The organism is Neorhizobium sp. P12A (assembly GCF_008365395.1).
Taxonomy (GTDB): Bacteria; Pseudomonadota; Alphaproteobacteria; order Rhizobiales; family Rhizobiaceae; genus Rhizobium.
On record NZ_QOVX01000016.1, the window covers coordinates 58,775 to 78,590 of the forward strand.

25 protein-coding genes and 6 pseudogenes are annotated in these 19,816 nt (G+C 57.1%); 16 read left to right on the top strand and 15 right to left on the bottom strand.

Annotated elements, in window-relative coordinates; genetic code table 11:
* Positions 1–29: 29 nt before the first annotated feature.
* From DTW90_RS28530 to DTW90_RS28540, 3 genes are all read right to left on the bottom strand, one after another.
* On the bottom strand, positions 30–872 hold the full coding sequence (locus DTW90_RS28530) for a hypothetical protein (RefSeq protein WP_149342762.1): 843 nt from the start codon (positions 870–872) through the stop codon (positions 30–32).
* A 294-nt stretch (positions 873–1,166) separates the two neighbouring features.
* Positions 1,167–2,261 carry a DNA topoisomerase IB gene (locus DTW90_RS28535; RefSeq protein ID WP_149342764.1) on the bottom strand — a complete coding sequence of 365 codons (1,095 nt, stop codon included), beginning with the start codon at positions 2,259–2,261 and terminating at the stop codon, positions 1,167–1,169.
* A gap of 172 nt (positions 2,262–2,433) precedes the next feature.
* Positions 2,434–2,835 carry a response regulator gene (locus tag DTW90_RS28540; protein ID WP_149342766.1) on the bottom strand — a complete coding sequence of 134 codons (402 nt, stop codon included), beginning with the start codon at positions 2,833–2,835 and terminating at the stop codon, positions 2,434–2,436.
* Positions 2,836–3,227: 392 nt separating this feature from the next.
* Here DTW90_RS28540 and DTW90_RS37790 point away from each other — a divergent pair.
* Positions 3,228–3,410, top strand: a pseudogene (locus DTW90_RS37790) (hypothetical protein); the annotation flags it as partial.
* 200 nt (positions 3,411–3,610) lie between these two features.
* Here the strand turns inward: DTW90_RS37790 and DTW90_RS28550 are convergent.
* Genes DTW90_RS28550 through DTW90_RS28560 form a run of 3 tightly spaced genes read right to left on the bottom strand, consistent with a single transcriptional unit; the run spans position 3,611 to position 5,015 of the window.
* Positions 3,611–3,859, bottom strand: a complete 249-nt coding sequence (locus tag DTW90_RS28550) for a hypothetical protein (RefSeq protein WP_132528764.1) — start codon at positions 3,857–3,859, stop codon at positions 3,611–3,613.
* 59 nt (positions 3,860–3,918) lie between these two features.
* On the bottom strand, positions 3,919–4,326 hold the full coding sequence (locus tag DTW90_RS28555; RefSeq protein ID WP_132528763.1) for a hypothetical protein: 408 nt from the start codon (positions 4,324–4,326) through the stop codon (positions 3,919–3,921).
* Between the two features lie 26 nt (positions 4,327–4,352).
* A complete protein-coding gene (locus tag DTW90_RS28560) occupies positions 4,353–5,015 on the bottom strand; it encodes a hypothetical protein (RefSeq protein WP_149342768.1) in 663 nt (220 codons plus the stop codon).
* Positions 5,016–5,025: 10 nt separating this feature from the next.
* Between DTW90_RS28560 and DTW90_RS38095 the strand changes: the two genes are divergently transcribed.
* Positions 5,026–5,217: a DUF892 family protein gene (locus DTW90_RS38095; RefSeq protein ID WP_132528761.1), complete on the top strand. Its 192-nt coding sequence runs from the start codon at positions 5,026–5,028 to the stop codon at positions 5,215–5,217.
* 453 nt (positions 5,218–5,670) lie between these two features.
* On the opposite strand, the gene DTW90_RS28570 is transcribed toward DTW90_RS38095, so the two are convergent.
* The 3 genes from DTW90_RS28570 to DTW90_RS28580 all read right to left on the bottom strand — a co-directional run bounded on the left by DTW90_RS28570 (position 5,671) and on the right by DTW90_RS28580 (position 8,327).
* Positions 5,671–5,868: a hypothetical protein gene (locus tag DTW90_RS28570; RefSeq protein ID WP_132528760.1), complete on the bottom strand. Its 198-nt coding sequence runs from the start codon at positions 5,866–5,868 to the stop codon at positions 5,671–5,673.
* A gap of 240 nt (positions 5,869–6,108) precedes the next feature.
* Entirely contained in the window at positions 6,109–6,777 is a 669-nt protein-coding gene (locus DTW90_RS28575) for a hypothetical protein (protein WP_149342770.1), read from the bottom strand.
* A gap of 620 nt (positions 6,778–7,397) precedes the next feature.
* Entirely contained in the window at positions 7,398–8,327 is a 930-nt protein-coding gene (locus DTW90_RS28580) for a cation diffusion facilitator family transporter (protein ID WP_149342772.1), read from the bottom strand.
* Positions 8,328–8,677: 350 nt separating this feature from the next.
* Between DTW90_RS28580 and DTW90_RS28585 the strand changes: the two genes are divergently transcribed.
* Positions 8,678–8,911, top strand: coding sequence for a hypothetical protein (locus DTW90_RS28585; protein ID WP_132528695.1), 234 nt, complete (start codon positions 8,678–8,680; stop codon positions 8,909–8,911).
* 85 nt (positions 8,912–8,996) lie between these two features.
* Here DTW90_RS28585 and DTW90_RS28590 read toward each other — a convergent pair whose 3' ends face one another.
* Together DTW90_RS28590 and DTW90_RS28595 are read right to left on the bottom strand one after the other, a co-directional pair.
* Positions 8,997–9,347, bottom strand: coding sequence for a type II toxin-antitoxin system YafQ family toxin (locus DTW90_RS28590; RefSeq protein ID WP_348642667.1), 351 nt, complete (start codon positions 9,345–9,347; stop codon positions 8,997–8,999).
* Complete coding sequence (locus tag DTW90_RS28595; RefSeq protein WP_132528693.1) at positions 9,322–9,603, bottom strand: type II toxin-antitoxin system RelB/DinJ family antitoxin; 282 nt, start codon at positions 9,601–9,603, stop codon at positions 9,322–9,324. Before DTW90_RS28595 ends, DTW90_RS28590 begins: the two co-directional genes overlap by 26 nt.
* A gap of 290 nt (positions 9,604–9,893) precedes the next feature.
* Here DTW90_RS28595 and DTW90_RS28600 point away from each other — a divergent pair, with 290 nt between their 5' ends.
* Positions 9,894–10,442 carry a winged helix-turn-helix domain-containing protein gene (locus DTW90_RS28600; protein WP_188080091.1) on the top strand — a complete coding sequence of 183 codons (549 nt, stop codon included), beginning with the start codon at positions 9,894–9,896 and terminating at the stop codon, positions 10,440–10,442.
* Between the two features lie 157 nt (positions 10,443–10,599).
* Here the strand turns inward: DTW90_RS28600 and DTW90_RS28605 are convergent, their stop codons facing one another.
* Complete coding sequence (locus tag DTW90_RS28605) at positions 10,600–10,797, bottom strand: hypothetical protein (RefSeq protein ID WP_207910671.1); 198 nt, start codon at positions 10,795–10,797, stop codon at positions 10,600–10,602.
* A 335-nt stretch (positions 10,798–11,132) separates the two neighbouring features.
* On the opposite strand from DTW90_RS28605, the gene DTW90_RS37300 reads away from it, so the two are divergent.
* The 7 genes and pseudogenes from DTW90_RS37300 to DTW90_RS28635 all read left to right on the top strand — a co-directional run bounded on the left by DTW90_RS37300 (position 11,133) and on the right by DTW90_RS28635 (position 14,377).
* On the top strand, positions 11,133–11,294 hold the full coding sequence (locus DTW90_RS37300) for a hypothetical protein (RefSeq protein WP_165928053.1): 162 nt from the start codon (positions 11,133–11,135) through the stop codon (positions 11,292–11,294).
* Positions 11,295–11,461: 167 nt separating this feature from the next.
* Entirely contained in the window at positions 11,462–11,695 is a 234-nt protein-coding gene (locus DTW90_RS28610; RefSeq protein WP_348633773.1) for a hypothetical protein, read from the top strand.
* Between the two features lie 351 nt (positions 11,696–12,046).
* Positions 12,047–12,547: pseudogene (locus DTW90_RS28615) on the top strand (Ku protein); the annotation flags it as partial.
* A gap of 12 nt (positions 12,548–12,559) precedes the next feature.
* Positions 12,560–13,371: pseudogene (locus DTW90_RS28620) on the top strand (Ku protein).
* Positions 13,368–13,703 (top strand): hypothetical protein, encoded by a 336-nt coding sequence (locus DTW90_RS28625; RefSeq protein ID WP_149342776.1) that lies wholly within the window; start codon positions 13,368–13,370, stop codon positions 13,701–13,703. Before DTW90_RS28620 ends, DTW90_RS28625 begins: the two are co-directional and overlap by 4 nt.
* 11 nt (positions 13,704–13,714) lie before the next feature.
* Entirely contained in the window at positions 13,715–13,960 is a 246-nt protein-coding gene (locus DTW90_RS28630; RefSeq protein WP_149342778.1) for a hypothetical protein, read from the top strand.
* A gap of 222 nt (positions 13,961–14,182) precedes the next feature.
* Positions 14,183–14,377, top strand: coding sequence for a hypothetical protein (locus DTW90_RS28635; RefSeq protein ID WP_132528689.1), 195 nt, complete (start codon positions 14,183–14,185; stop codon positions 14,375–14,377).
* 112 nt (positions 14,378–14,489) lie between these two features.
* Here DTW90_RS28635 and DTW90_RS28640 read toward each other — a convergent pair whose 3' ends face one another.
* The gene (locus DTW90_RS28640; RefSeq protein WP_132528631.1) at positions 14,490–14,777 is read right to left on the bottom strand and encodes a hypothetical protein; all 288 of its coding nucleotides are present in this window, start codon (positions 14,775–14,777) and stop codon (positions 14,490–14,492) included.
* 280 nt (positions 14,778–15,057) lie between these two features.
* On the opposite strand from DTW90_RS28640, the gene DTW90_RS28645 reads away from it, so the two are divergent.
* The 3 genes and pseudogenes from DTW90_RS28645 to DTW90_RS37305 all read left to right on the top strand — a co-directional run.
* Positions 15,058–15,357 carry a hypothetical protein gene (locus DTW90_RS28645; protein WP_132528630.1) on the top strand — a complete coding sequence of 100 codons (300 nt, stop codon included), beginning with the start codon at positions 15,058–15,060 and terminating at the stop codon, positions 15,355–15,357.
* A 47-nt stretch (positions 15,358–15,404) separates the two neighbouring features.
* Positions 15,405–15,653 (top strand): hypothetical protein, encoded by a 249-nt coding sequence (locus DTW90_RS28650; RefSeq protein WP_149342779.1) that lies wholly within the window; start codon positions 15,405–15,407, stop codon positions 15,651–15,653.
* A gap of 489 nt (positions 15,654–16,142) precedes the next feature.
* A pseudogene (locus tag DTW90_RS37305) lies at positions 16,143–16,255 on the top strand (helix-turn-helix domain-containing protein); the annotation flags it as partial.
* A gap of 218 nt (positions 16,256–16,473) precedes the next feature.
* On the opposite strand, the gene DTW90_RS28655 reads toward DTW90_RS37305, so the two are convergent.
* On the bottom strand, positions 16,474–16,827 hold the full coding sequence (locus DTW90_RS28655) for a metalloregulator ArsR/SmtB family transcription factor (protein ID WP_165928049.1): 354 nt from the start codon (positions 16,825–16,827) through the stop codon (positions 16,474–16,476).
* 1,063 nt (positions 16,828–17,890) lie between these two features.
* Here DTW90_RS28655 and DTW90_RS28660 point away from each other — a divergent pair.
* Positions 17,891–18,529, top strand: coding sequence for an acyloxyacyl hydrolase (locus tag DTW90_RS28660; RefSeq protein WP_149342781.1), 639 nt, complete (start codon positions 17,891–17,893; stop codon positions 18,527–18,529).
* Positions 18,530–18,796: 267 nt separating this feature from the next.
* Here DTW90_RS28660 and DTW90_RS28665 read toward each other — a convergent pair.
* Positions 18,797–19,402: pseudogene (locus DTW90_RS28665) on the bottom strand (ABC transporter ATP-binding protein); the annotation flags it as partial.
* On the opposite strand from DTW90_RS28665, the pseudogene DTW90_RS28670 reads away from it, so the two are divergent.
* Positions 19,396–19,806, top strand: a pseudogene (locus DTW90_RS28670) (IS21 family transposase); the annotation flags it as partial. The pseudogenes DTW90_RS28665 and DTW90_RS28670 overlap by 7 nt on opposite strands.
* Between the last annotated feature and the right edge of the window lie 10 nt (positions 19,807–19,816).

The following is a 19,816-nucleotide window of genomic DNA, read 5'->3' on the forward strand; positions in this document are numbered from 1 at the left end:
ATGATCGTCCTGCGCGCCTGGGCTTCGCATCATACTCGCGCGGCCAGCCTATTGCCATAATAAGCTTCCACGGCGGCTCTCTCCCGAAGCGCTATGCTAGTTCTCCGGCGTTTGGCGCCGATCTTGTCCGAGCCAATCAATTCCAATTCATTGTTGATGTATGTGGGGTGACGAACCTCTCCGGCAATCCTCAAGCGACGCTGAACTTCCGAACTGGAGACGAACGCCTCTCGGAACGAAAAAACGTCTGCAAGAGTAGGATTGCTGGGGAGAAACTCACCTCGCCGAAGTAAGAGGACGCTTGCTTTGCTCAGATCGAGAACCGAAGACACAGATCGGACATCTGCTGGCATATCACAAAAACCTGCCGTCTCAGCTTCGCCTTGAAGCAACTGACTGACCACAGCGAAGTCGCGTACGCGAAGCCTGGCCATCAGAGGCAATTGGCCCGGGACAAGCCAGACTGACAACCGCGCAGACAAGATTGCCGACATAGCTGCAGCTAAGCAGTTCACCCTTCTTCTGGAAAGGGTAGCCAAAACGTCGATCAGCGGCAGTGCCTCAACAGGAGCGTCCTCCTTCACCGCATTCTGAGCCACCCTCACCTCTAGCATCTGTGATGGCGGCGTTGCGACCGACCCAAATGCTGCTCGATGTCGGGGTCGAGATCCTCGATAACATTCCGAGCAAAGAGATCGACGATAAAGGGCGCTGGTATTCCCGTTCGTGTCGAAAAATCGCTGATAGCCGGGCGGTGTCGAATACGACAGCATCTTGGCCACGCTGTCGCGCGATACGTTGAAATGCTTTGCTGCCTGACGCTGCGTCATCCCTTCGGAAACAGCCAGGCGAACCCTCAAATAAAGTTCCACGGTGTAGATCCCCTGTCCTCCTGCGATCATTGCAGAAAGGAAATAGGTGGCCGGATTTTACTCCGCCCGCGGCTGGACTATTCCGCCGCTACCGTGGCCGACTTTTCCACCGCCGATCTCAACAGTGGCGCGGATGACGAAATCAGACCAGCGAGGGTGTAGATCCCGGTAGGTCCAGATCCGATGATGGCAATTCGTGGCATGGAGGTCGTTGGGTCCGGAAGCGAGGTTAGAGACTTGAATGGCACCGTTGAGCAACGTCGCTGCGATCGGGTCGTTCCGCTTGCCGGTACTTCACGTTGATCCCGGCGGTGTCGGAAGAAGCTGCTTGCGGTCCCGCTTCTTGAGCCAGCGGAGAACGCGGATTTCCTCTTCATCCATCCAAGTCAGCAACCGCTCGCTTCTGATCCTCATCTTAACGACCTCCGAAAGCATTCCCGCTTCGAAGTCCTCAAATACGGCGGGATGTATGTAGGATGCACGGCAAACCGATCGTGTGTTGACGAGCCTGGCAGCAACAGAGTCGATTGCTTCGTTGAGTTGGCGAGCGAGCGCTCGTTTCGAGGGAGCCGCGTGCAATGAGGCCAAGGCTTCAACTGCCATGCAAGTTGCGCCCCAGGTACGAAACTGCCGTGAGCTAAAATCCTCACCCGTCGTCTCTTTGATGTAGGAGTTGACGTCGTTCGACGAAATCTGACGGCATCCGCCCTCGTCGCACAGGTACTGAAATAGGTGCTGTCCGGGTAGCTCCTGCAGTTTGCGGACGACATTGGCGATCCTGCGGTCGCTGTGAGCGAGGTTCCATTCCTTGCCCGACTTCCCCTTGAAACGAAATTTGACGCTACCGCCCTCGACCTTGACGTGACGGCTTCGAAGGGTTGTGAGGCCGAAGGACTTGTTTGCTTCGGCGTAGGCCGCGTTCCCGATACGAATATAAAGATTGTCGAGCATCCACACGACCGTGGCGATCGCCTTCTCCATGTTTAGACCGCGCGATCGAAGCCCGGCGTCAACCCTCTCGCGCAGGTCAGGTAATCGTTCCGCGAAATCCCCGAGGCGCTCGAACTTCGCCTTTCCGCGCTCGGCGTGCCAGTCAGCGTGATATCGATACTGCCGCCGTCCCCTGGCGTCCGTTCCGATCGCCTGGAGATGCGAGAACGGATTGGTGGATATTATAACGTTCGTATATGCGGGCGGAATTGCCAGCGAATTCAGGCGAGCGATATCCGAAGTCTCGGTGATCCGTTTACCGTCGGGCTTGTAGTAGAGGAAGCCGTGCGCGCCCATCCTACGGGTGATGCCTGTCTCCAGCCCTGGGATATAAACAAGGCCAGAAGCAAGCTTGGCCTCGGCTGCGATCGTATCGATTTCGGTAAGGATCTGGTTCATCCTGTTATAATTCAAAGGCAGGTTCCCGGTTCCACAAAGGATGTTCGCGCAGTGGATTGGACCTCGGCTAGCAGATGTCACTCGCCTGACTTAGAAAACTTCTTCTGCCCACTCCAACTGGGTCACCAGTTTCGGTCGGCAGTCGGGCAAGATTCTGACATTGAACCGGCCACTATGCTGCCTGAAGCGCTTGGCTGCTCGCATCGTCAAAGGTATCCGTTTCGATCATCGCCTTCAGCATTGCGGTCATGTTCTGAAGGTCATACGGTTTGGAAACGAAGCGCGCACGATCGGGCAGCTGCTCTGGCCCGAGACGATGGCCACCCGACGCGATAATGAGCGCGACGTCGTGATGGGTCGAGGACACAATGCGAGCAAGTTCGAGGCCGTTCAGTCCTCCGGGCATGTCGATGTCGGTGATGACTGCAGCGAATGCGGCGTTCGCCAACAACGCGATAGCCTCAAGGGCGTTTCCCGCTTCCATCACGTCGTAGCCCTCGTCGATCAGCGCATCGGCAAGCGCCATCCGGAGCAGAGGTTCATCTTCCACGATAAGCACAGTACGTTGATCCATGGCTGTCTCCATTGTCCGCTGCGAGATGAACTCGCGCGCCCAGATCAAGATCGCCCTCGCACACGAATATTTGAGAACAAACTTAATAAAATGCGAACAATGCCGAGGAGGATCAACATGCGGGTCGTTTCCAGCCGGTTGCTCCGTGGCGGCTGGCCCCCTAGTCGTCGCTCCGCTGTTGCCGCGCGGGCCCACCGGCCCCCCTATACTTGCTGCAGAGGCCGGGTCCATCATCTGGATCGATCGGATCACTCACGGCCAGCTTCTCCGCTCGGAGCGTTCTCATTTGCAGCGGGCCAGTCGTTCGAGGGCTCATCGACCTCCTATCCAGCTGTTCCCCAGACGGACGCGAGACGCCAGCTATGGTCTAAGAGCACCGTCTGAGGCGTACCCTTGCAGTCCCAGGCGTCGGTCCGTTCGTTGCTGCAGGACGGCTTGCGGCGACGGCTGCAGGTGCAGTCGCAGATGCGGTTGCAGGCGGAGCCGTTGGCGGCATCGTCGGTGCCATGGTTGAAGCCGGCGTGCCTGAAAAGGATGCCAACTTGTCCGCCGAAGGCATCGGTCGCGGCGGATCGACTGCAACGCTGGGGCTCGGCGACATGGCTCAAGGTCTTGAAACGCTCCTGTGATCCCTACGTGTTTTGTAGGTCTCCAGAGCCTAGGCCGCTACAAGGGGGAAAACAATTGACTTTACGTTGCCGCCCAATTGGCGGCCAATCTTTAGTTTTTATGGCGCGCGAAAGCCGAAGCGAAACTGCTCGGCGCCAAGCCAGTTCTACTGAAGCTTCGCGTGTAGTGTGAATCGCCGCGCCATTTCGGGCGTCGCTTCGAAGGCGCGACCCAGATTTCGAACTTGTGCTTCAAGAACCAAGAGAACATCGGTCATCTTCTGCGATTCCACGTAAACGTTATAGCTCTCGACTTCATCGAGGCGGCCGCTCGCGACAGCGCGATGCGCCTTCCGCACAAGATCTTCGGTTCGACGTATCACCGAAGACAACCCGATTAGGATGGTGTCCAGCATAATTGTCCCCACATTTGCCCTCCGCCGAGTTGAGGGCGAATCAAGGCATATTGCAAGTATCAAATATTAAGTCGGGCGCGCAAAGCTTCGACGAAATCGGCGACATCGTCGCGTGATCTTTCGTATCGCGATCTCGGCGGTTGCGAACGACCGCCCGCAAGCGCAAAACCGACGGCGGTGGCGATAGCGGCCACGGTCAGAAGCGACGAGACCGGGTAGAGCTTGACCGTGGCTTCACCCTGCCTTGCAAGGTGGACCGTCTTTTTTCTGGCGTTTTCGGCTAGTGCTGCAATCTGTTCGTTGAGCGCGCTCATCTGTGCGCGGAGATCACTCAACTCGGCCTCGTAACCCGCATGTCCGGGGATGCCAGTTTCTATCGGGGTGGCTTCAATAGCGGACTCCGGCACTTCCTCGGCAATCGCCGCAGTCTCGGCTCTCAGGTCCGTTGTCGTCTTTCGCGGTGGCATAGTCGTCTCCGTTATTTTGCAGTTGATTAACGCCTGGCGGGCGCTGTCTGGCTCAGCTTTCTGAGGGCGATTGGCGCAAGGGCGGACAAGATGGCCCCTACCGGAAGCCTCGCGAACAAGCGCGTTGCCACAGCAGTCGCCAGCATGGCGGCACCAAGCTTTGCCCAAGGTGCGGGGCCGAGCTGGGCATGGGCGCTGGCGTCCAGCCATCTGGCATGGGCCTGGACAACTGATGCTGATTGATCGGTTATCGAAGCCAGCCTCAGCCTCACCGTTTCGATGTCGGCCCGAAGACGCGCGAGCTCTTCTTGGAACTGTTCAATATGAAGGCGTTCTGGGAGAATATCTTCGCGAGCTTGTTCCGCAAGGAACTCCGGTTGGATTTCGTCCCCGGGCGCGTCGTCCGCCAAGGCATCAATATGCCGATCGTATTCGGCTTCAGACGAAAAACCTTCAGGTATTTGCCGGGCAGTGCTCACGGGTTCCTCCTCTTCCCACCCTCGTAAGGTCGATTCGATGGCTTCGATGGCCGTCGTTGCAGAAACGCGCGAGCAGCGGAAAAGATGCGGCCGATAACCGACTGTTCTATGGATCGCGGTAAGACCAGGCTGCGATGGCGTTAGGCGACTACGAGACCGTCTCACCTGCTCTCGGAGCAAACTTTGCGTCCCGTTGATCTGCAGCGGCATTTCACTTTCAGTGGCCAGCGCCAAAACCCTCGACGACCTGTTGTTCGACGCGCTCGAGGGTATTTATTTTGTCGAGAAGCAAATTCTCAAAGCCTTTCCGAAGTTGGCCCGAGCCTCGCAATTCGAAGAGATCACGAACGAGTTCGAGGACTCGCCCGCCCTGAAGGGTAACCCCAATTGCAATCATGGGGTCGCGGGGTAAGCTGTCACCACTATTGGGACAGCAGCGGCGGTGATTGCGATGCAATGCTTGAACCCACAGTGTTCTGTAACGCTCGGTTCGCGTAGTGTCGTTTTTCGCAAGCGGAATGCTTTCTTTTGCTCTGCTTGCCATCCTGACGAAGGCGACGATTGGCGCGAACCTTTGCCGTGCCAGATTTGCGGTAGGCTGGTCCGGACGTATCGACGGTACGTTGCTCCTGTCGTTTACGTCTGTAGCCGGAAATGCAAGGTGCGCCACAATACAATTCATAGGTCGGAAAATCGAAGCCGATCGCTTATCGTGTCCCATTGCAAGTTATGCGGTGACGCCTTCACATCGCTCCGAAAGACCGCTTGCTACTGCTCGAAAACCTGCAAACAAAAAGCTTACCTCAGGCGCTGCGGAATACCGAGTATCGAAGACTGCCTTCGCGATCGACGATGCCTCTTCTGCCTAAAGATTTTCAGCCCGCTGGGCAAAAATGCCATTTACTGTTCCGACACTTGCAGACAGCAGGCTTATCGAAGGCGCCGCGCGCTCAAGCCTTTTGATAACTTCGATCATTGCAATCGGGATGTTTGACTTCGCGGCCTTGAAGGTTTGTAGGTCGGACCGATAAACACGCCAACCTTCAAACGCGACGACGCCCATCCTCCGGATCGGCTGCTGGTGCCGAAAGATCCGTCTGGGACTACAAGAAGCATGAAGGGAATTTCGGTCTTACGGATAGTGACCGATCGCTCAAACCTTTTCACGCCTGCTCGATTTGGTGATCTTCCGAGATGCTTGGTCATCGTCGCAGAAGTCTCATCGTGCAATGACACATACTCACCTATCGCGCCGCCCCACCCGTGACACCCTAAATGGAAAACGGCGCGATCGCACGACTGTTCACTCGCCTTCTTCACCCGTCTTTGGAAAGAGATAAGTGATATTGGAACCAGGCGCCTGAGCCAACCCTGCGGTCTTCCTGACGCCCGTGCTACGTTCTCCAGCAGCTTGTACGACCGAGGCCAACCCTTCGCGCTGCCTGTAGTAACCGGGCTTTTCAGGAAGGTTAAGATCGAAATCCGCGAGCAGTCGTTCGATAAGGTCCATCGCCGTCGCCGCAAGCACCGCGTATCCCTCCTGACGCCGCTCGAAAAAGCGGTCGAAGCCTGGGCTGGAGAGATCAAGGCTGTCTAGCGCGTTGCCGAGATTCGTCACGCGGTTCGATAGCCATAAGGTCTCGTTGAAAAGTTCCTCGCCTAGGACGCCCAAATCTTGCGCCCCTGGAAGGACGAGAACAGGCTCGGGGGTGTGAAAGACGAACTCGCCTTCGTTGGCCGGGTTGAACTCGGGCGTATCGTGCACCGCTGCGTAAGCTGCACCGACAAAATCGTCCAATGCCAAAGCTGTCAGCATCGCCGCGCTGCGCGCGTCCGCTTTTGGGTTCCGTGCGTGTTTAGCACTCGCCCACCGCAGTGCGCTCGGTACGAGTGTACCCCCGGCAAAACATCCAGTCCCGATCATCGCTCCGACTAACATGATGCCTTGAGTTGTTTCGAAGAACTGCGTCAACATCTACCTCGTAGAGTTCGAGAAGCGATTTGCATCGGTCGCACGCAGGACGGAATCAGTACCGGCTTTTGCAGTGTGCCTCGCTTGAAAGCGATTAGGAATGCTTTCTCGCAAATGAGATGTCGGCAGAGGAGATTCAAGGTCCAGTCCGACGCACCCCGTCCGGCCGGATGACTTCGAACTGCTCATTCTCGCCCTTCCCTAAATGTTAGACTGGCCAACAGAAATTTAGGCTGGAGCCTGCTGCTTTTTACACTCTGGCGTCTTTGCCCCGAATTGCTTCGATTTCCTCTGACAACCAAACCCGGTGTTTGAAAAATTCTGGGGAGATCAACTTAAAAGAGTCCTTGCAACCTGGTTCGCCAATCGGCCATCCTGCGTGCATCTCACACTACAGGTTCCCGCTTCCCCCTCCAGATGACGCGCATGCAAGCTGCAAATATGCCGCTCACCATCGAGTGCGAGCTCGCAAGAATGACATTTTCGGTAGGACGCGTCCCCGAAAAGAAGCCGCCCGAACACCCTCCATTAACCAACGGATCCCTACGGCCTCCCCCTGAAGAATAGCCGCGCGCTCGCAGAAACTCGTCCCCGCTCAACCTTGGGGGTGAGAGGAGCTTTTAACCCTGACCCTCAATGAGATGCTCACGAGTCGGCCGATTTCGCTCTGCCTGGAGCGTTACATGGCCGATGCCAAAATGCTCGCGCAGTTCTTCGGCCGCATGTGCCAGCGTATCGTCCGCGGGCGCGCCGGCCGGCATTACAAGATGGCAGGTCAAAGCTGTTTCCGTCGTGCTCAGCGACCAGACGTGCAGGTCGTGGATCGACTCGACGCCGGGGAGGCCCAAAAGAAACTCCTTGACCTTGTCCATGTCGATGCCCGCCGGCACGGCGTTCAGGGTCATGGTGATCGAGCCCGTCAGAAGGCTCCAGGTCCCTGCGACAATGACGAGATTGATGATGAGGCTCATCAGCGGGTCGATCCAATGCCACCCGGTGACCAGGATGATCAGGCCGCCAACGACGACGCCGAGAGACACCAAGGCGTCTGCCGCCATATGAAGGAATGCGCCCCGCACGTTCAGGTCGCCCTTGCTTCCGGAGGAAAGCAGCCAGGCGCAAAAACCGTTGAGCACGATACCGCATGCGGCGACGATCATTACCGTCTTGCCCGCAACGATCTGAGGTTCGAAAAATCGCCCGATGGCTTCCCAGCTCAAGCCACCGACAACGACGAGAAGGAACACCGAGTTGAATAGCGCAGCCAGGATCGACGTGCCTCCGAGACCGAACGTAAAGCGTTTGGTTGGTCGGCGCTTGGCAAGGATGACGGCTGCCCAGGCGACGCCAAGTCCCAATGCGTCGGAGAGATTGTGCCCCGCGTCGGCCAGTAGAGAAACAGAGTTGCTCGCGAGGCCGAAGATTACTTCAAGCGCCACGAAAGCTCCGTTCAGGGCGACGCCTATCGCAAAGGCTTTCCCGAAGTTCGCCGGCGCGTGCAGGTGACCGAGCGCATGTGAATGGCCGTGTTCATCGTGGTCATGCGCCATTGTCGGTCTCCCTTCCGCTTTTGGGCGACCCTACAACCTGCAGCCACTAGAGATGCAAGCGGAAAATGAAAAGGTGGCTCCCCAACTCGCACGGGACCGTCGAAAAATCGTGCCGCTGAGCATTGGGGACGTGGGTCGGACGGTTCTGGCTGCATCCACCTAATAAGTCTAGCATTCCCCGACGAAACCAGGTTCGCGACTGCGACGTGATCAAATCTCTGTCCAACCACGAGCTCTGCGCTTTCGACCACGATTGATCACGCTCCGTTCATCTTGCTTTCCAACCTAGAGTGCAGTCTGTTGCCACTTGGCTCGCTCAAAGATAAGGTCCCATCACCTAACGGGAGGGTATGGTCATTTCTGACGATTCCAAGATGAGCGCAGATCGTTCGGGGGTGGCAGGCTCCCTACCGACCATTGCCGCGCACACTGTGACCATCGCGCTTCCGAACGACAGGTTAGCAGATGTGGACGCGCTTTCCGGTCGAATTTCCATCGACAGCCTGGAGCCGAGTTCCCTGGTCACCTACGGTCAGGAAGCGGTTTCGGGATTCGGCGCTTGCCAGATTTGCGCAATTATGTAGCACTGCCACCATTTCGTGGCGAAAACTTTTTCGTTGCCAAATCAAAGCCAGAGGCTTGAAAAATGCCTATGTCGCTTCTCCAAGCTCATTCAAAGAGTTCGGCGTGCGTGCCAGTCGCTACGAATACGATCAGGTTTTTCTTTTCCTCAAGGGTATAAATAAGAAGAAAATCCCCTCCAACATGGCACTCCCGGTGATCGTCCCATTTGCCGTTGAGTTCGTGATCTTTGTATTCCGGCGGGAGCGGAGCATCATTCGCCATCAAAAGAAGCATAGAGGTTTTTAATGCTCCCATGTCGTACCGTCCGGACCGTGACAGCCGCTTCCAGTCTTTCAGAAACTGCTTCGAGTAGCTAAAAATCCGTGGAAGCGAAGCCCGTTTTGTTGAAGCGGGCTTCGACCGTTTGTCATTACTTGGCAACCTTACGGCCCTCAAGTGAATTGAACAGTTCGTCGGCGGTATCGAATACCTTGCCGTGGCCAGCCTTGATGGCTCTCGCCTCTTCCATCGCAGCGATTGTTCTCGCGTTGGGGCGGGTCAATTCCAGCGGGAGAGCCTTATCACGGTCAATTCGAGTCATTACCATACGTATAATATCCGAGGGCGTTAGACCCAGACTATCAAGCACCAAGGTGGCACCCTCTTTCACCGAAGGATCAATGCGGGCTCGCACATATGCATTTGCAGCCATTTGACGACTCCTTCTTTAAATTCCACGTACACCTATGTAGCCCAATTGAGCATCATTTTCAAGGTCGCGGCGGCCCTAAATGTCAATGGGAGAAAAATGATCGACTGCGTCCTGATATCGATGCGCTGGGCAGGGTTAATCTAGGAAGAGGTCGATATCAAAAACTCATGAAACGGTAAGTCTCGTGCCTGGTGGCAGTTGCTACCTAATACCGAAGCTTGATGAGGGCGACTCACGCGATTCCATTTTCCGGCAAATCATGATTCAACATGGCGAAAGGAGATTTCGCCATGGGAACAGCGCTGACCATTCGTGGAGATTATACGGCTGATGATCTGCGTCGGCTGGCAAGGCAGAGCCGTGACGCGGATTGGTCGCGCCGATTGTTGGCCTTGTCGGTCATTTACGAAGGTGGTTCGCGCAGCCAGGCAGCATCGATGGGCGGGGTCGGTTTGCAGATCGTCCGTGACTGGGTCGAGCGTTTCAATCTGCATGGTCCAGACGGCTTGAAAACGGGAAAGGCGAAGGGACGTGAGCCCTTGTTGAATGATCAGCAGCGCAAGGCGCTGGTCGAGGCGGTTGAGAACGGTCCCGTTCCCTATCTCGATGGCGTCGTGCGCTGGCGGCTGGTCGATCTGGCGCAATGGCTTTGGCAGGAGCATCGTATCTCCATCAGCCGCCAGACGCTTGGGCGCGAATTGAATGCCCTGGGCTATCGCAAACTCACTGCCCGACCGAAGCATCATGCGCAGGACCCGAATGCGATTGAGGAATTTAAAAAAACTTTCCCGCCGCAGTGGGAGAAATCGCCGCCGGGGCCGCTAAAGGCAAGCGAATAGAAATCTGGTTCCAGGACGAGGCCCGCATCGGCCAGAATAGTCAAGGGAGGGCGACGCAGCGGCAGACTGAATGGATCGGCAATTCGCACCTCCCCTCACCTTGGCTTGCTGTGTTTGGTCCGACCACCAGCCTTGTCATCCGCCAGTTAAATCGCGGTCACCGTGTCAGCAGCCGACTCGCGCTTGCCACGCATCCCACCGCTGCAAAGACGGCGCCGAGCAGCAGGGCCAATGTCGGCCCGTGTTCACCAGTTATACCGAAGCTGAAAGCGACAAGGGCAGCGCCAGTTGCTTTGTCGATCAGTCTGGCCGTTGCGAGAACGGCCAACGCGATCGAGAACATAAGCGCGGCCATCGCCAGACGGTCTCGTCGCGCCTCGCGCGGCGGACGCTTCTCTTCTCGCGGTGGCGTGCGTGGCCCGCATGTTTCGGTACGATGGCGCTGATGGCGTCGCTCCGGTGTTGCTCGCTGCAACGATGGGACGGTCACTCGAAAAACAAAGCCAGCACCGTTCTAGGGGGACAGCTAAAAGCATTGAGACGATCCTCGGAGAGCGCGAAATCCGGCCACAATCGTCTGCCGATTCATGCCAGGCTGGCAAGCGGATCAGCTTATTCTTATATAAATTATGTGAGGCGGCACCCTCGCCTACGGCCTCTAGCGGCCAGAACCTCCACAGGAGCAAAAATATGTCAGATACCAATGGCGCTTCCGCGTCCGAGAAGCCGTATGAAGCGGTTGTCCTCGCGAAGAAGCATCGGATTTCCATCGAGGACGCAAAGGAAATAATCGAGAAGTACGGGTCGGATCGCAAGGCGGCTGACAAGGCCGCGCGGCGCATCGCCGCCTGACGCGTAACCGGAAACTTCAATAACCTATAGAAGGCCGTCTCCGATCTGATGGCGGCCTTCATCGTCTGACGTGTCGCAATCCACGCACGGGCGCCACCTCGAAACATGAAGGATGGTCATATTGGAGATTTCTGATACATTCCGCGGCCTTGGTGGGAGTGAGCGTAATGACGAATTGGGTTCCCGGTGCATTCTATTTTGCGCGATCCGGCAAGCATTCCAATGGAAACACGACGGTCGTTCAGGTCTCGACGGTATTCGGCAAAGATCCGGAATATTGGACGGTAGTGGCGATCGGATCGGATCAGCACTACATGATCGGCGATTTCGACCTGTTTGTCGCGCATCGAATTTCCGGAGGAGTGTCCAGCCCGGCAGGCTGCCGAATAGCATCCAACTGAGTGCTGCGGGAACTGCTGTCTGCTTCGATAATGTCAAGAGAACTCGATGACCGTTAGGTACCTTTGGACACTTGAGCGACATGGACATCCAGCGCTCATTGGCCTCGATACGGGGGAGGATTTGATCTCGATCCTCCGATCGCAAAACCTATCCGGTGTAATGCCTGCGGACTGGATATTCGCGGCTCTTCACTTCGATGCCGGGAATGCGGGGGTGGCAATCCACGATTCCATGCTGGGCTGGACCCGCACGGCCAAACGCCTGCAAGCTGACCAATAGCAGCGCCGCTGGAGAGACTCCCGCCTCTCTTTTTGACCGCGCCGCGAGAAGCCCACGGTCTTATGTAATCGCGGTCCAAGGTCGCGGCCATCGCCCGGACGGTCCTTTTCCGCCGGATGCGGACGGTGCTCATACGGCCGCACGGCAAGAGCTTGGTCGCCACCACGCTGAACTACGACTACGAGGTCCGGTCCTCGAAGAAGGCGTTCGAGGATATGCCGAAGATCAATATCGAGGGCGAGATGCTCGACCTCGCCAAGCACATCATAGGCACGAAGAAGGGCGAGTTTGATCCGGCGTCGTTCGACGACCGCTACGAAGCCGCCCTCGCCAACCTCGTGAAAGCCAAGATTGAGGGTAAGGCTTTGCCGAAGCCGAAGAAGGTCGAGGTTTCGAAGCCGAACGATCTCCTGGCCGCACTCCGCGAAAGTGCCGGACTGGCGGGCAAGTCCGCAAAAACACCGAGGCGCACAGCCGCCAACGCCAACAAGGGCGAAGGCAGGCAACGTGCCTCTCGCGGGGCTGCATCGAAATCCGCCGCGAACGCCGCCCCGCAACGCAGAGCAAGCTGAGGAGGCTGACCAATGGCACCGCGCCCTTACTGGAAAGGCTACCTGAAGCTGTCGCTGGTCACCTGCCCTGTGGCCATGACCCCGGCGACGTCGGAGAGCGAGAAGGTTCGTTTCCACACGCTCAACAAGGAGACGGGCAATCGTGTCGTCTCGCAGTACGTCGATTCGGTCACCGGAAAGCCCGTCAAGGACGAGAACGAGGCAAAGGGCTACGCTCGTGGAGAGAACGACTACGTCATCCTGACCGACGACGATCTCGATCGGGTGGCGCTCGACACGGTCAGGACGATCGACATCGACAAGTTCGTCTCCGCCGACAGCATCGAATGGGTCTATCTGAGAAGCCGCACTATCTCATGCCCGACGACGCTGTCGGCAACGAGGCTTTCGCCGTCATCCGTGACGCCATGAAGGCGGACAAGGTCGTGGGGGTGTCGAAGCTCGTCATCGGTCGCCGCGAGCGTGCCGTCATCCTGGAACCTCGGGGCGAAGGAATCGTCCTCTGGACTCTTCGCTTCGGCGACGAAGTGCGTCCAGAGGAGAGCTACTTCGAGGATATCGAGGAGAAGGCGGACCCGGAATTGGTCCCGCTCGTGCAGCAGCTGATGAAGAAAAAGTCTGCGCGGTGGTCGCCGGAGATGGTCACCGATCCAATCCAGACTAGCCTTTTAAAGCTGATAGACGAGAAGAAGGCGGCGCTAAAGCCCAGGAAGACCACGAAGGGAAAGAAGGAAGCGGCCGCGCCCGCCTCAAATGTTGTGAACATCATGGACGCGCTGCGAAAATCGGTCGCCGACGAACTCAAGAGCAAGAAGGCCGGATGATGGACGAGGAACGCGAATTTGAACTCTGTGAACCAGCACCGTTCCTGTACTTTGAAAACGGGCAGATGGCGGTGACCGACGGATGCTCCGTCTGGCAGGTGATCGTCACATGCGAGGCGATGATGGCGACTGCGAACCCACCCCAGAAATCGCTCCGCCGTCTTATGCGCTATGCTCCCTTCTACAGGGAGCTGGCGGCGACCGCGATCAGGCGAGGCGACGATGTCGACGGCAGAGTTTTGATCCGGGAGGCGGATGTTCTCGCCGCGCGACCACGACCTTTGGGTGGGATGCTGGAACGGTTCCCAGACGGACAACGTCGCTCTAACTGAGAGGACTGCGAGTGCCAAGCCAGGTGCACCATCATCGCGGTTACAGGATCGCGATCTACAGCCCCACTGACAACTACGCTGTTATCACGCCGCCCGGCAGCAACGCCGTCATCGACTTCAAGGAGCGGCAGCCTCAGTCGACCGTGGTCGAGGGACCAAACGTGTGCTTGGAGCGGGCCATCGACCTCATTGATAGCCTCGTTCCTGCCAGCACTCGCCCCGACCACCCGGATCATCCGACCCGCTTGCCCTCTTGAGTGAATTGAGCGGGCCTGTTTAGGGTAAAACGCGTGTGACTATAATTTTCGCCCGCCCCGCTCCGGCGGGTTTCTTTTTGAAACTTGCGGCCCCATCCGCACTTCATCCGGGAACCAAAATTATCTACTATTGGCGCGCTCCGCGTGCTTTTGACGTGGATGCAGCTAGACCCATCTCGACATGCTTCGGCGCTGGCACGGCTCAACCGCAAGGGTAGGAAGATGAGAACGAACTGGATCGTTACGAATTCAAATGGCGTCCACACTTTTGACACCGCCAGGAATGCCTCCGCCTTCGTCCAGGCGAGTATGGACAGACATGAATACTTTGAGCTGGATGCACCACCGACGCTCAGCGCCGAAGATCGAAAATACTTTGGGGCCATGCTGATCGAAGCAACATTCGAGCAAAAGTGATGACCGTAGAGTCCGTTGGTCGTGCAGGACGTATTCACCGCCCTGCCGCGAGGGTCCGTCTACCGTGACTTGTTGCAGTTAACTGCCCGACCACCTAGGCCCCAGTAGACTGCTAATGAATTGCGATGCTCCGCCACCGGTGGGGATGGCTGTCCTCGAACTGTCGAAGCAGATTTGTGGCCTGACCCAGGACATGATGTGCCGCCTGCACATCCTCACGGGCGAACTCATCGGCCTTGACGAACATCGCTTCCGCCACATTCTTGAAAAACTGGGCGAACTTCACGTTGCCCTCGAAGAGAGCCTCCATCGCAGTCCTGTCGAGGTTCCTGGCTATATCGAGGAAGACCTCTTCGCGTTCTTCGATGCTAAGACCACTGATATCATTTACGAAATGCATTTGCGACTAGCTCTCCTTTCCCTGAAGCCGCACGGCACTGCGCCGTCATCAAGGAACTAGGTATCGCCCCACCCGGCTTCAATACTCAGTTTGGCACTCGTGTGCTGGGAGTGCCAAATTTTCCTTGGCGGGATATTGAACCCCTTTGTCGCCGAAAATAAATTATGTGGGTCGGCACGGTAGCTGGGCCGACAAAAGCGGGAATTCCAGCGCCGAGACAGGCGTCGGCTTCCCTACCTGGAGATTTTCATCCGCCCCTGGAGATTTTTGGGAGATTAACATGAACACGAACGGCAACGGCAAGTCGAGCCCGATCCCGGTCGACATAATGACTGCGTGGGAAATCCTGCGCCGAAATTTCACTCGTCCTGAAGACATTCTCGAATGCCAGCTTCTGGACGCGCAGGGAAAGCGTTCCATCCTGGCCTCGTGCGCGTCGGATCGTTATTCGGTCGAATCCGCGCCGGAATTTAGGCATCCCGCTCAACTGCCGACGTCAGTCCGCTATCGCGACACCGTGGAGGCTCTCAAGGCGCTCGACCGCATTGGTTCTCGGCGCCCTGGAGGCGCACTGTCATGAAGGGCGACCTAAATTCCCGCACCCCTCAGGCCGTAGAACAAGATCTTGTGAGCGATAGGCTTGCCCTCGCCTCCCGATACGCCGACTGCCTCCGACGCCTGGCGGCGACGGCATCCCGTCTTGGGCTGGCGGACCTTGCGGATGCAATCGCCGATCTTTCCCGTGCAGTCGACCGAATGGCAAATGACCTCGCCGTCTCCGATTACGGCGTCGTCGTCCTAGGCCGCGCGGGCCGCTTGATCGGTACGGTGGAGCGCGTTCTTGCGAAAAAAAGCAGGGAGGCCGTCCTCCATTAGCCGAGCCGTTAGTATCCGAGGAGTGGAGGCTGTGCGGCATCACCAGATGGATCACTTTACAGCGATGGGACGGGTCGCCCTGTTGAGTTTCCGGCTCGGTTTGCGCTTTGATTTAAGCTGTCGCTCCCATTCGATATCTTCCGGCAAATTTGGGAGCCCCCCACCCCAGATCGCAGCCTTTGTCGAACACCACTCATCGCCGATACCACCAAAGCCTCGACAATCTCACCCCGGCTCACGTCTGCTTCGGACGCGGCCAAACCGTCGCGCTCGCCAAAAGTGCAGATGGGACCTAAAGGAGCGCAACCTCTGATTGCAGCTGTCTGCTCTTGAACTGGCGCTTCTGCGTCTGAAGAGCCAACAGGCGGCACCGTCCGCTTTAGCGGCCACGATATGACCAATCTGCCGGGGGCGACCCTTCGGCCGCTCCGCCGCAGCATGCAAATGGTCTAGCAGCACGTTCAAGATCGACGAATGGGATACTCTGTCACCGAGAAACTTGAGATCATCCGGCTGGTCGAACAGTCGGATAAGTCAACCAAGCAGACCCTCGATAAGCTCGGCATTCCAGGCTGACGTTCTACCGCTGGTATGATCGTTTCCTGATTCTGCGGGTGGCCGGTAGCGCCGTGGACGCAATTGTCGCCCGGACGAACCAAATGCCTATCCAGAGCGTTGTCGTTCGTTACGGAGCTGCGACAAATCATGATGACGAATTTTTCAGGTCCAGCCCTCGGATTTGCGTTCGATCCCACCGTCCGCGGCCGGGGCCCGGCTTGGGACGTAGTCCATTCTTTCGCGAACCCCTAAGCTGAATGGATCAGGATCTGACCGCACTGATGCCATGAACTGTTGCACGCAGTTCAATGTTTGCCTCGTTCCGCAGCCGAGGAGGTTCTAGGGAGGGGAACAGTTCTTTTAACGTATCAATCAAACTTTTTACGGCGACATTCTCGCATCTGTAGAAAACAAGCTGCATGTGTTTGCGCGTTTTGACAACGCCCGCGTCCCTTAACCTCCTCAGATGCTGGGATACGGCCGACTGATCAAGGCCTATCGCCTCGTAAATGTCGGTGACGCAAAGTTCTCGTTCACAGAGAAGGAGAACTATCGTCAGGCGATGGGGATTGGCGACTGCGGCCAGCAGTGTCGAAGAAGCATCGATGTCGATCACATGCACTTCCCTTAAACGCGTCGTTTGCTAGACGGTAGCCAACCGCAATCACTACAGCGATTCCGCATTTTCGCACCCTTACTGGCCGAAACTGCACTAGACAAGACGCAGGACGATCTTAAAGATTTCCGTGGGTCGAAAAATCGACTTTCGGGCCGATCGCGTTGCCGCACCGGCAGCGGCGAAATAATCGTGTGCATCAATTATGATCGCAAATTTGTCAGCCCGCTCCACCCGCCGTACATTAGGCGGCAGAGACGTAGGCGCAGCAAATGGAGGACCATTTATTCGGCTGATCTGGTTTCCGTCGAGCCGGCCAACGCGGGCACCGTTTCGATTCTCCGCGGCGAGTTTGCGCAGGCAACGCCGCCTACGCAACTTGGATGGTATCTGAAATCCCGCCTATTCTGGTCAGGCCGGGTTGGTTTCCGTCTGACCAGCGCCTTAGGCAACTCCAATAGCTTACGAACCGGCTCAAGTGGCCACCGAAATCGATGGACTCGTCCATGATTTCGTTAAGGCACGTCAAAGCTTAATCGCTTCCACCACTAAGGTTCCGGGGCTGCTGTAGCGGCACCAGACGGAGACCTCCAATAGTCCGGTCACCGCCTGCATATTACCTTCCGAAGCGGGGATGACGGTGAATTTCTCAACCAGTCTGGCGCAGTTGCGGTCATCGTCCCTATAGTCCAGCGACCGGGTCGCTTCGTCGATCGATTTCCGCAAAACAAAACTAGACGCATGATCAAAACCATTCTTGATATAGTTCTCATGCTCGCTCTCGCTATCGTTTGGGTTCTCGGGCTCGCTTGGGTCCTTGTCGAGATGTCAAAAGCGCTTGGCTGGCTCAGCTAGGCCATACCGCCATCTGCGATAACTCGATGACGGCTCCGCAAGCTACGATAGCTATGGCTGATTTTGCTAGCGCAACGGCTGCTGTTGCGGTTTTACATCAGAGTTTTCAAATACCTCTTCGAAATGCGAACTCTCTTTAACATCTCGTTGGCGATGGTAGGAATTGCGTAGCCTGCCCGCGAGTCGGGGGTTTCTTGAGGATTCTTGCATGAGCCTGCACGTCGATCTCATTCAACGTTTTTCGAGAAACGCATTGTCCGCTTTTGTGCTTTTGAGTTCGGTCGCTATTGCCTGGCAGCCAGCGTCCGGTGCCGATCTTCAGCCTGCTTCGGCCCCTCCCGCAGCCCCCGCGCTTCCCACCGCTGCAAAGATTTTTGATGAATTGCGCTTTGGCTTGAGCGGTTCGATCGAGGATGGTCACGATCGCGAAGACGGCGTGATGCCCGATTTGATGCTGCTGTTCAATCCGTTTGGCTACAATCCGGCCGACGACTGGAAGGGCCAGCTCCTTCATCCGCGCATCCATATCGGCACATCGATCGGCACGACCAGCACGGCAGCGCAGCAGCTCTATGGTGGTCTGACCTGGACGCTGACGAATCCCAACGGCTTCTTTACCGAAGCTGGCTTTGGCGGCGTCGTCCATAACGGCAACCTGACGGACGAAAACGATGGTCCGAAGCTCGGCTGTCACTTGCTCTTCCACGAATATGTCGGCGCCGGCTATAATTTCGACAGCCATTGGAGCCTGATGGCGCAGGTTGCCCACTCCTCGCACGCCAATCTTTGCGACGGCCCGAATGGCGGCATGACCCGCGCCGGTCTTATGGTTGGTTACAAGTTCTAAGTCCGTAGTAGGCTTTGGCCGGCTTCCGGATATGCAAAAACATCGTTGCCAACCGCTTGGTAATTCGTGAGGACTGGCACAAGCCTGCGTTCGCGAATCCAATCTCGGAGAAGGCCGCGGGGATCGCGAACGGACCGACCTCGTCAGCAAGCGCGCGGCGCCCGAGTTCCTCCGCGCCAGCTGCAATGTCCCCTCGTCCGAATCCGCGACGACGACGGCGCCAGGTTACGATTTCATTTTCCAGAAGCATAGACGTTCAAACCTCGGCTAAGCCGCCTTGGATTTTTGCGATAACAGTTCTTTGAACATACCGTTCTTCTCTAAAAGATCGTTGCTTGTGCCGCTTTCGACCAGGGCCCCATGATCGAAAACGAGAACGCGCTCGAAGAGTTCCGCCAAGGTCGGATTGGAGAGAACCCAGATGATCGCCGGCTTGTAGTCGTCCCCGTGCAGATCGTTCAGAACGTTGCGCACGATCTGGTCCTGAAAGCGGTGATCGAGCCCAAGCAGTGGACGATTGAAAACCATGTAGTCCGCGCGCTTCAGCAAGGCGCGGGCAAGATTGAGCTTTTGCCGTTGGACGATCGTCAGCCGCTTGCCGCCCGAGCCGACATCGAAGTCAAGGCCGATGGACAATACGCTATCCTGCAGCCCAAGCCGATCGAACAGATCGCGCATGATGGAATGAATGCGCTCCGGCGCATCCGCCTGCTGATGAGCGATCCTTCCGAAAAGCACGTTATCCATCAATGTTGCCGATGCGATGAAGCGTTCGGGATCGTAGCGCTCTATGACAGCATTGAGATCGGCGGGGATATGTTCATGGAATTCGGCGCGCGCTGCGACGATCTTTGCCATCAATGCGTCGGTTAGCCGCTCATCGCCGCTCCAGCGGTAACGGTAAGCACACGACGATCCCAGATCACATGCCCTCGGCCCACCGCCGCTTTGCCGACTGGACGATCGAACGCATTCAACGCGAGGCTTCTTCCATCGGGCCGGAGGTTGCGTTGCTATGCGAGAAGATCCTCGCCGACCGGCCGCACCCGGAGCAGGGCTTTCGAGCCTGCATGGGAATTATACGTCTGAACAAAGGCTTTGGCCGCGACAGAGTGAACGCTGCTTGCAGCCGCGCGCTGGAGATCGGAGCCCGTACCTACGGTTCCGTGCGCTCCATCCTCGACAATCATCTCGATCGAGCTGCCTCCACCAATGGACCGGCTTCGCATGAGCCGATCCATCACGAAAACATCCGCGGACCTCGCTATTACCACTAAGGAGAACGAA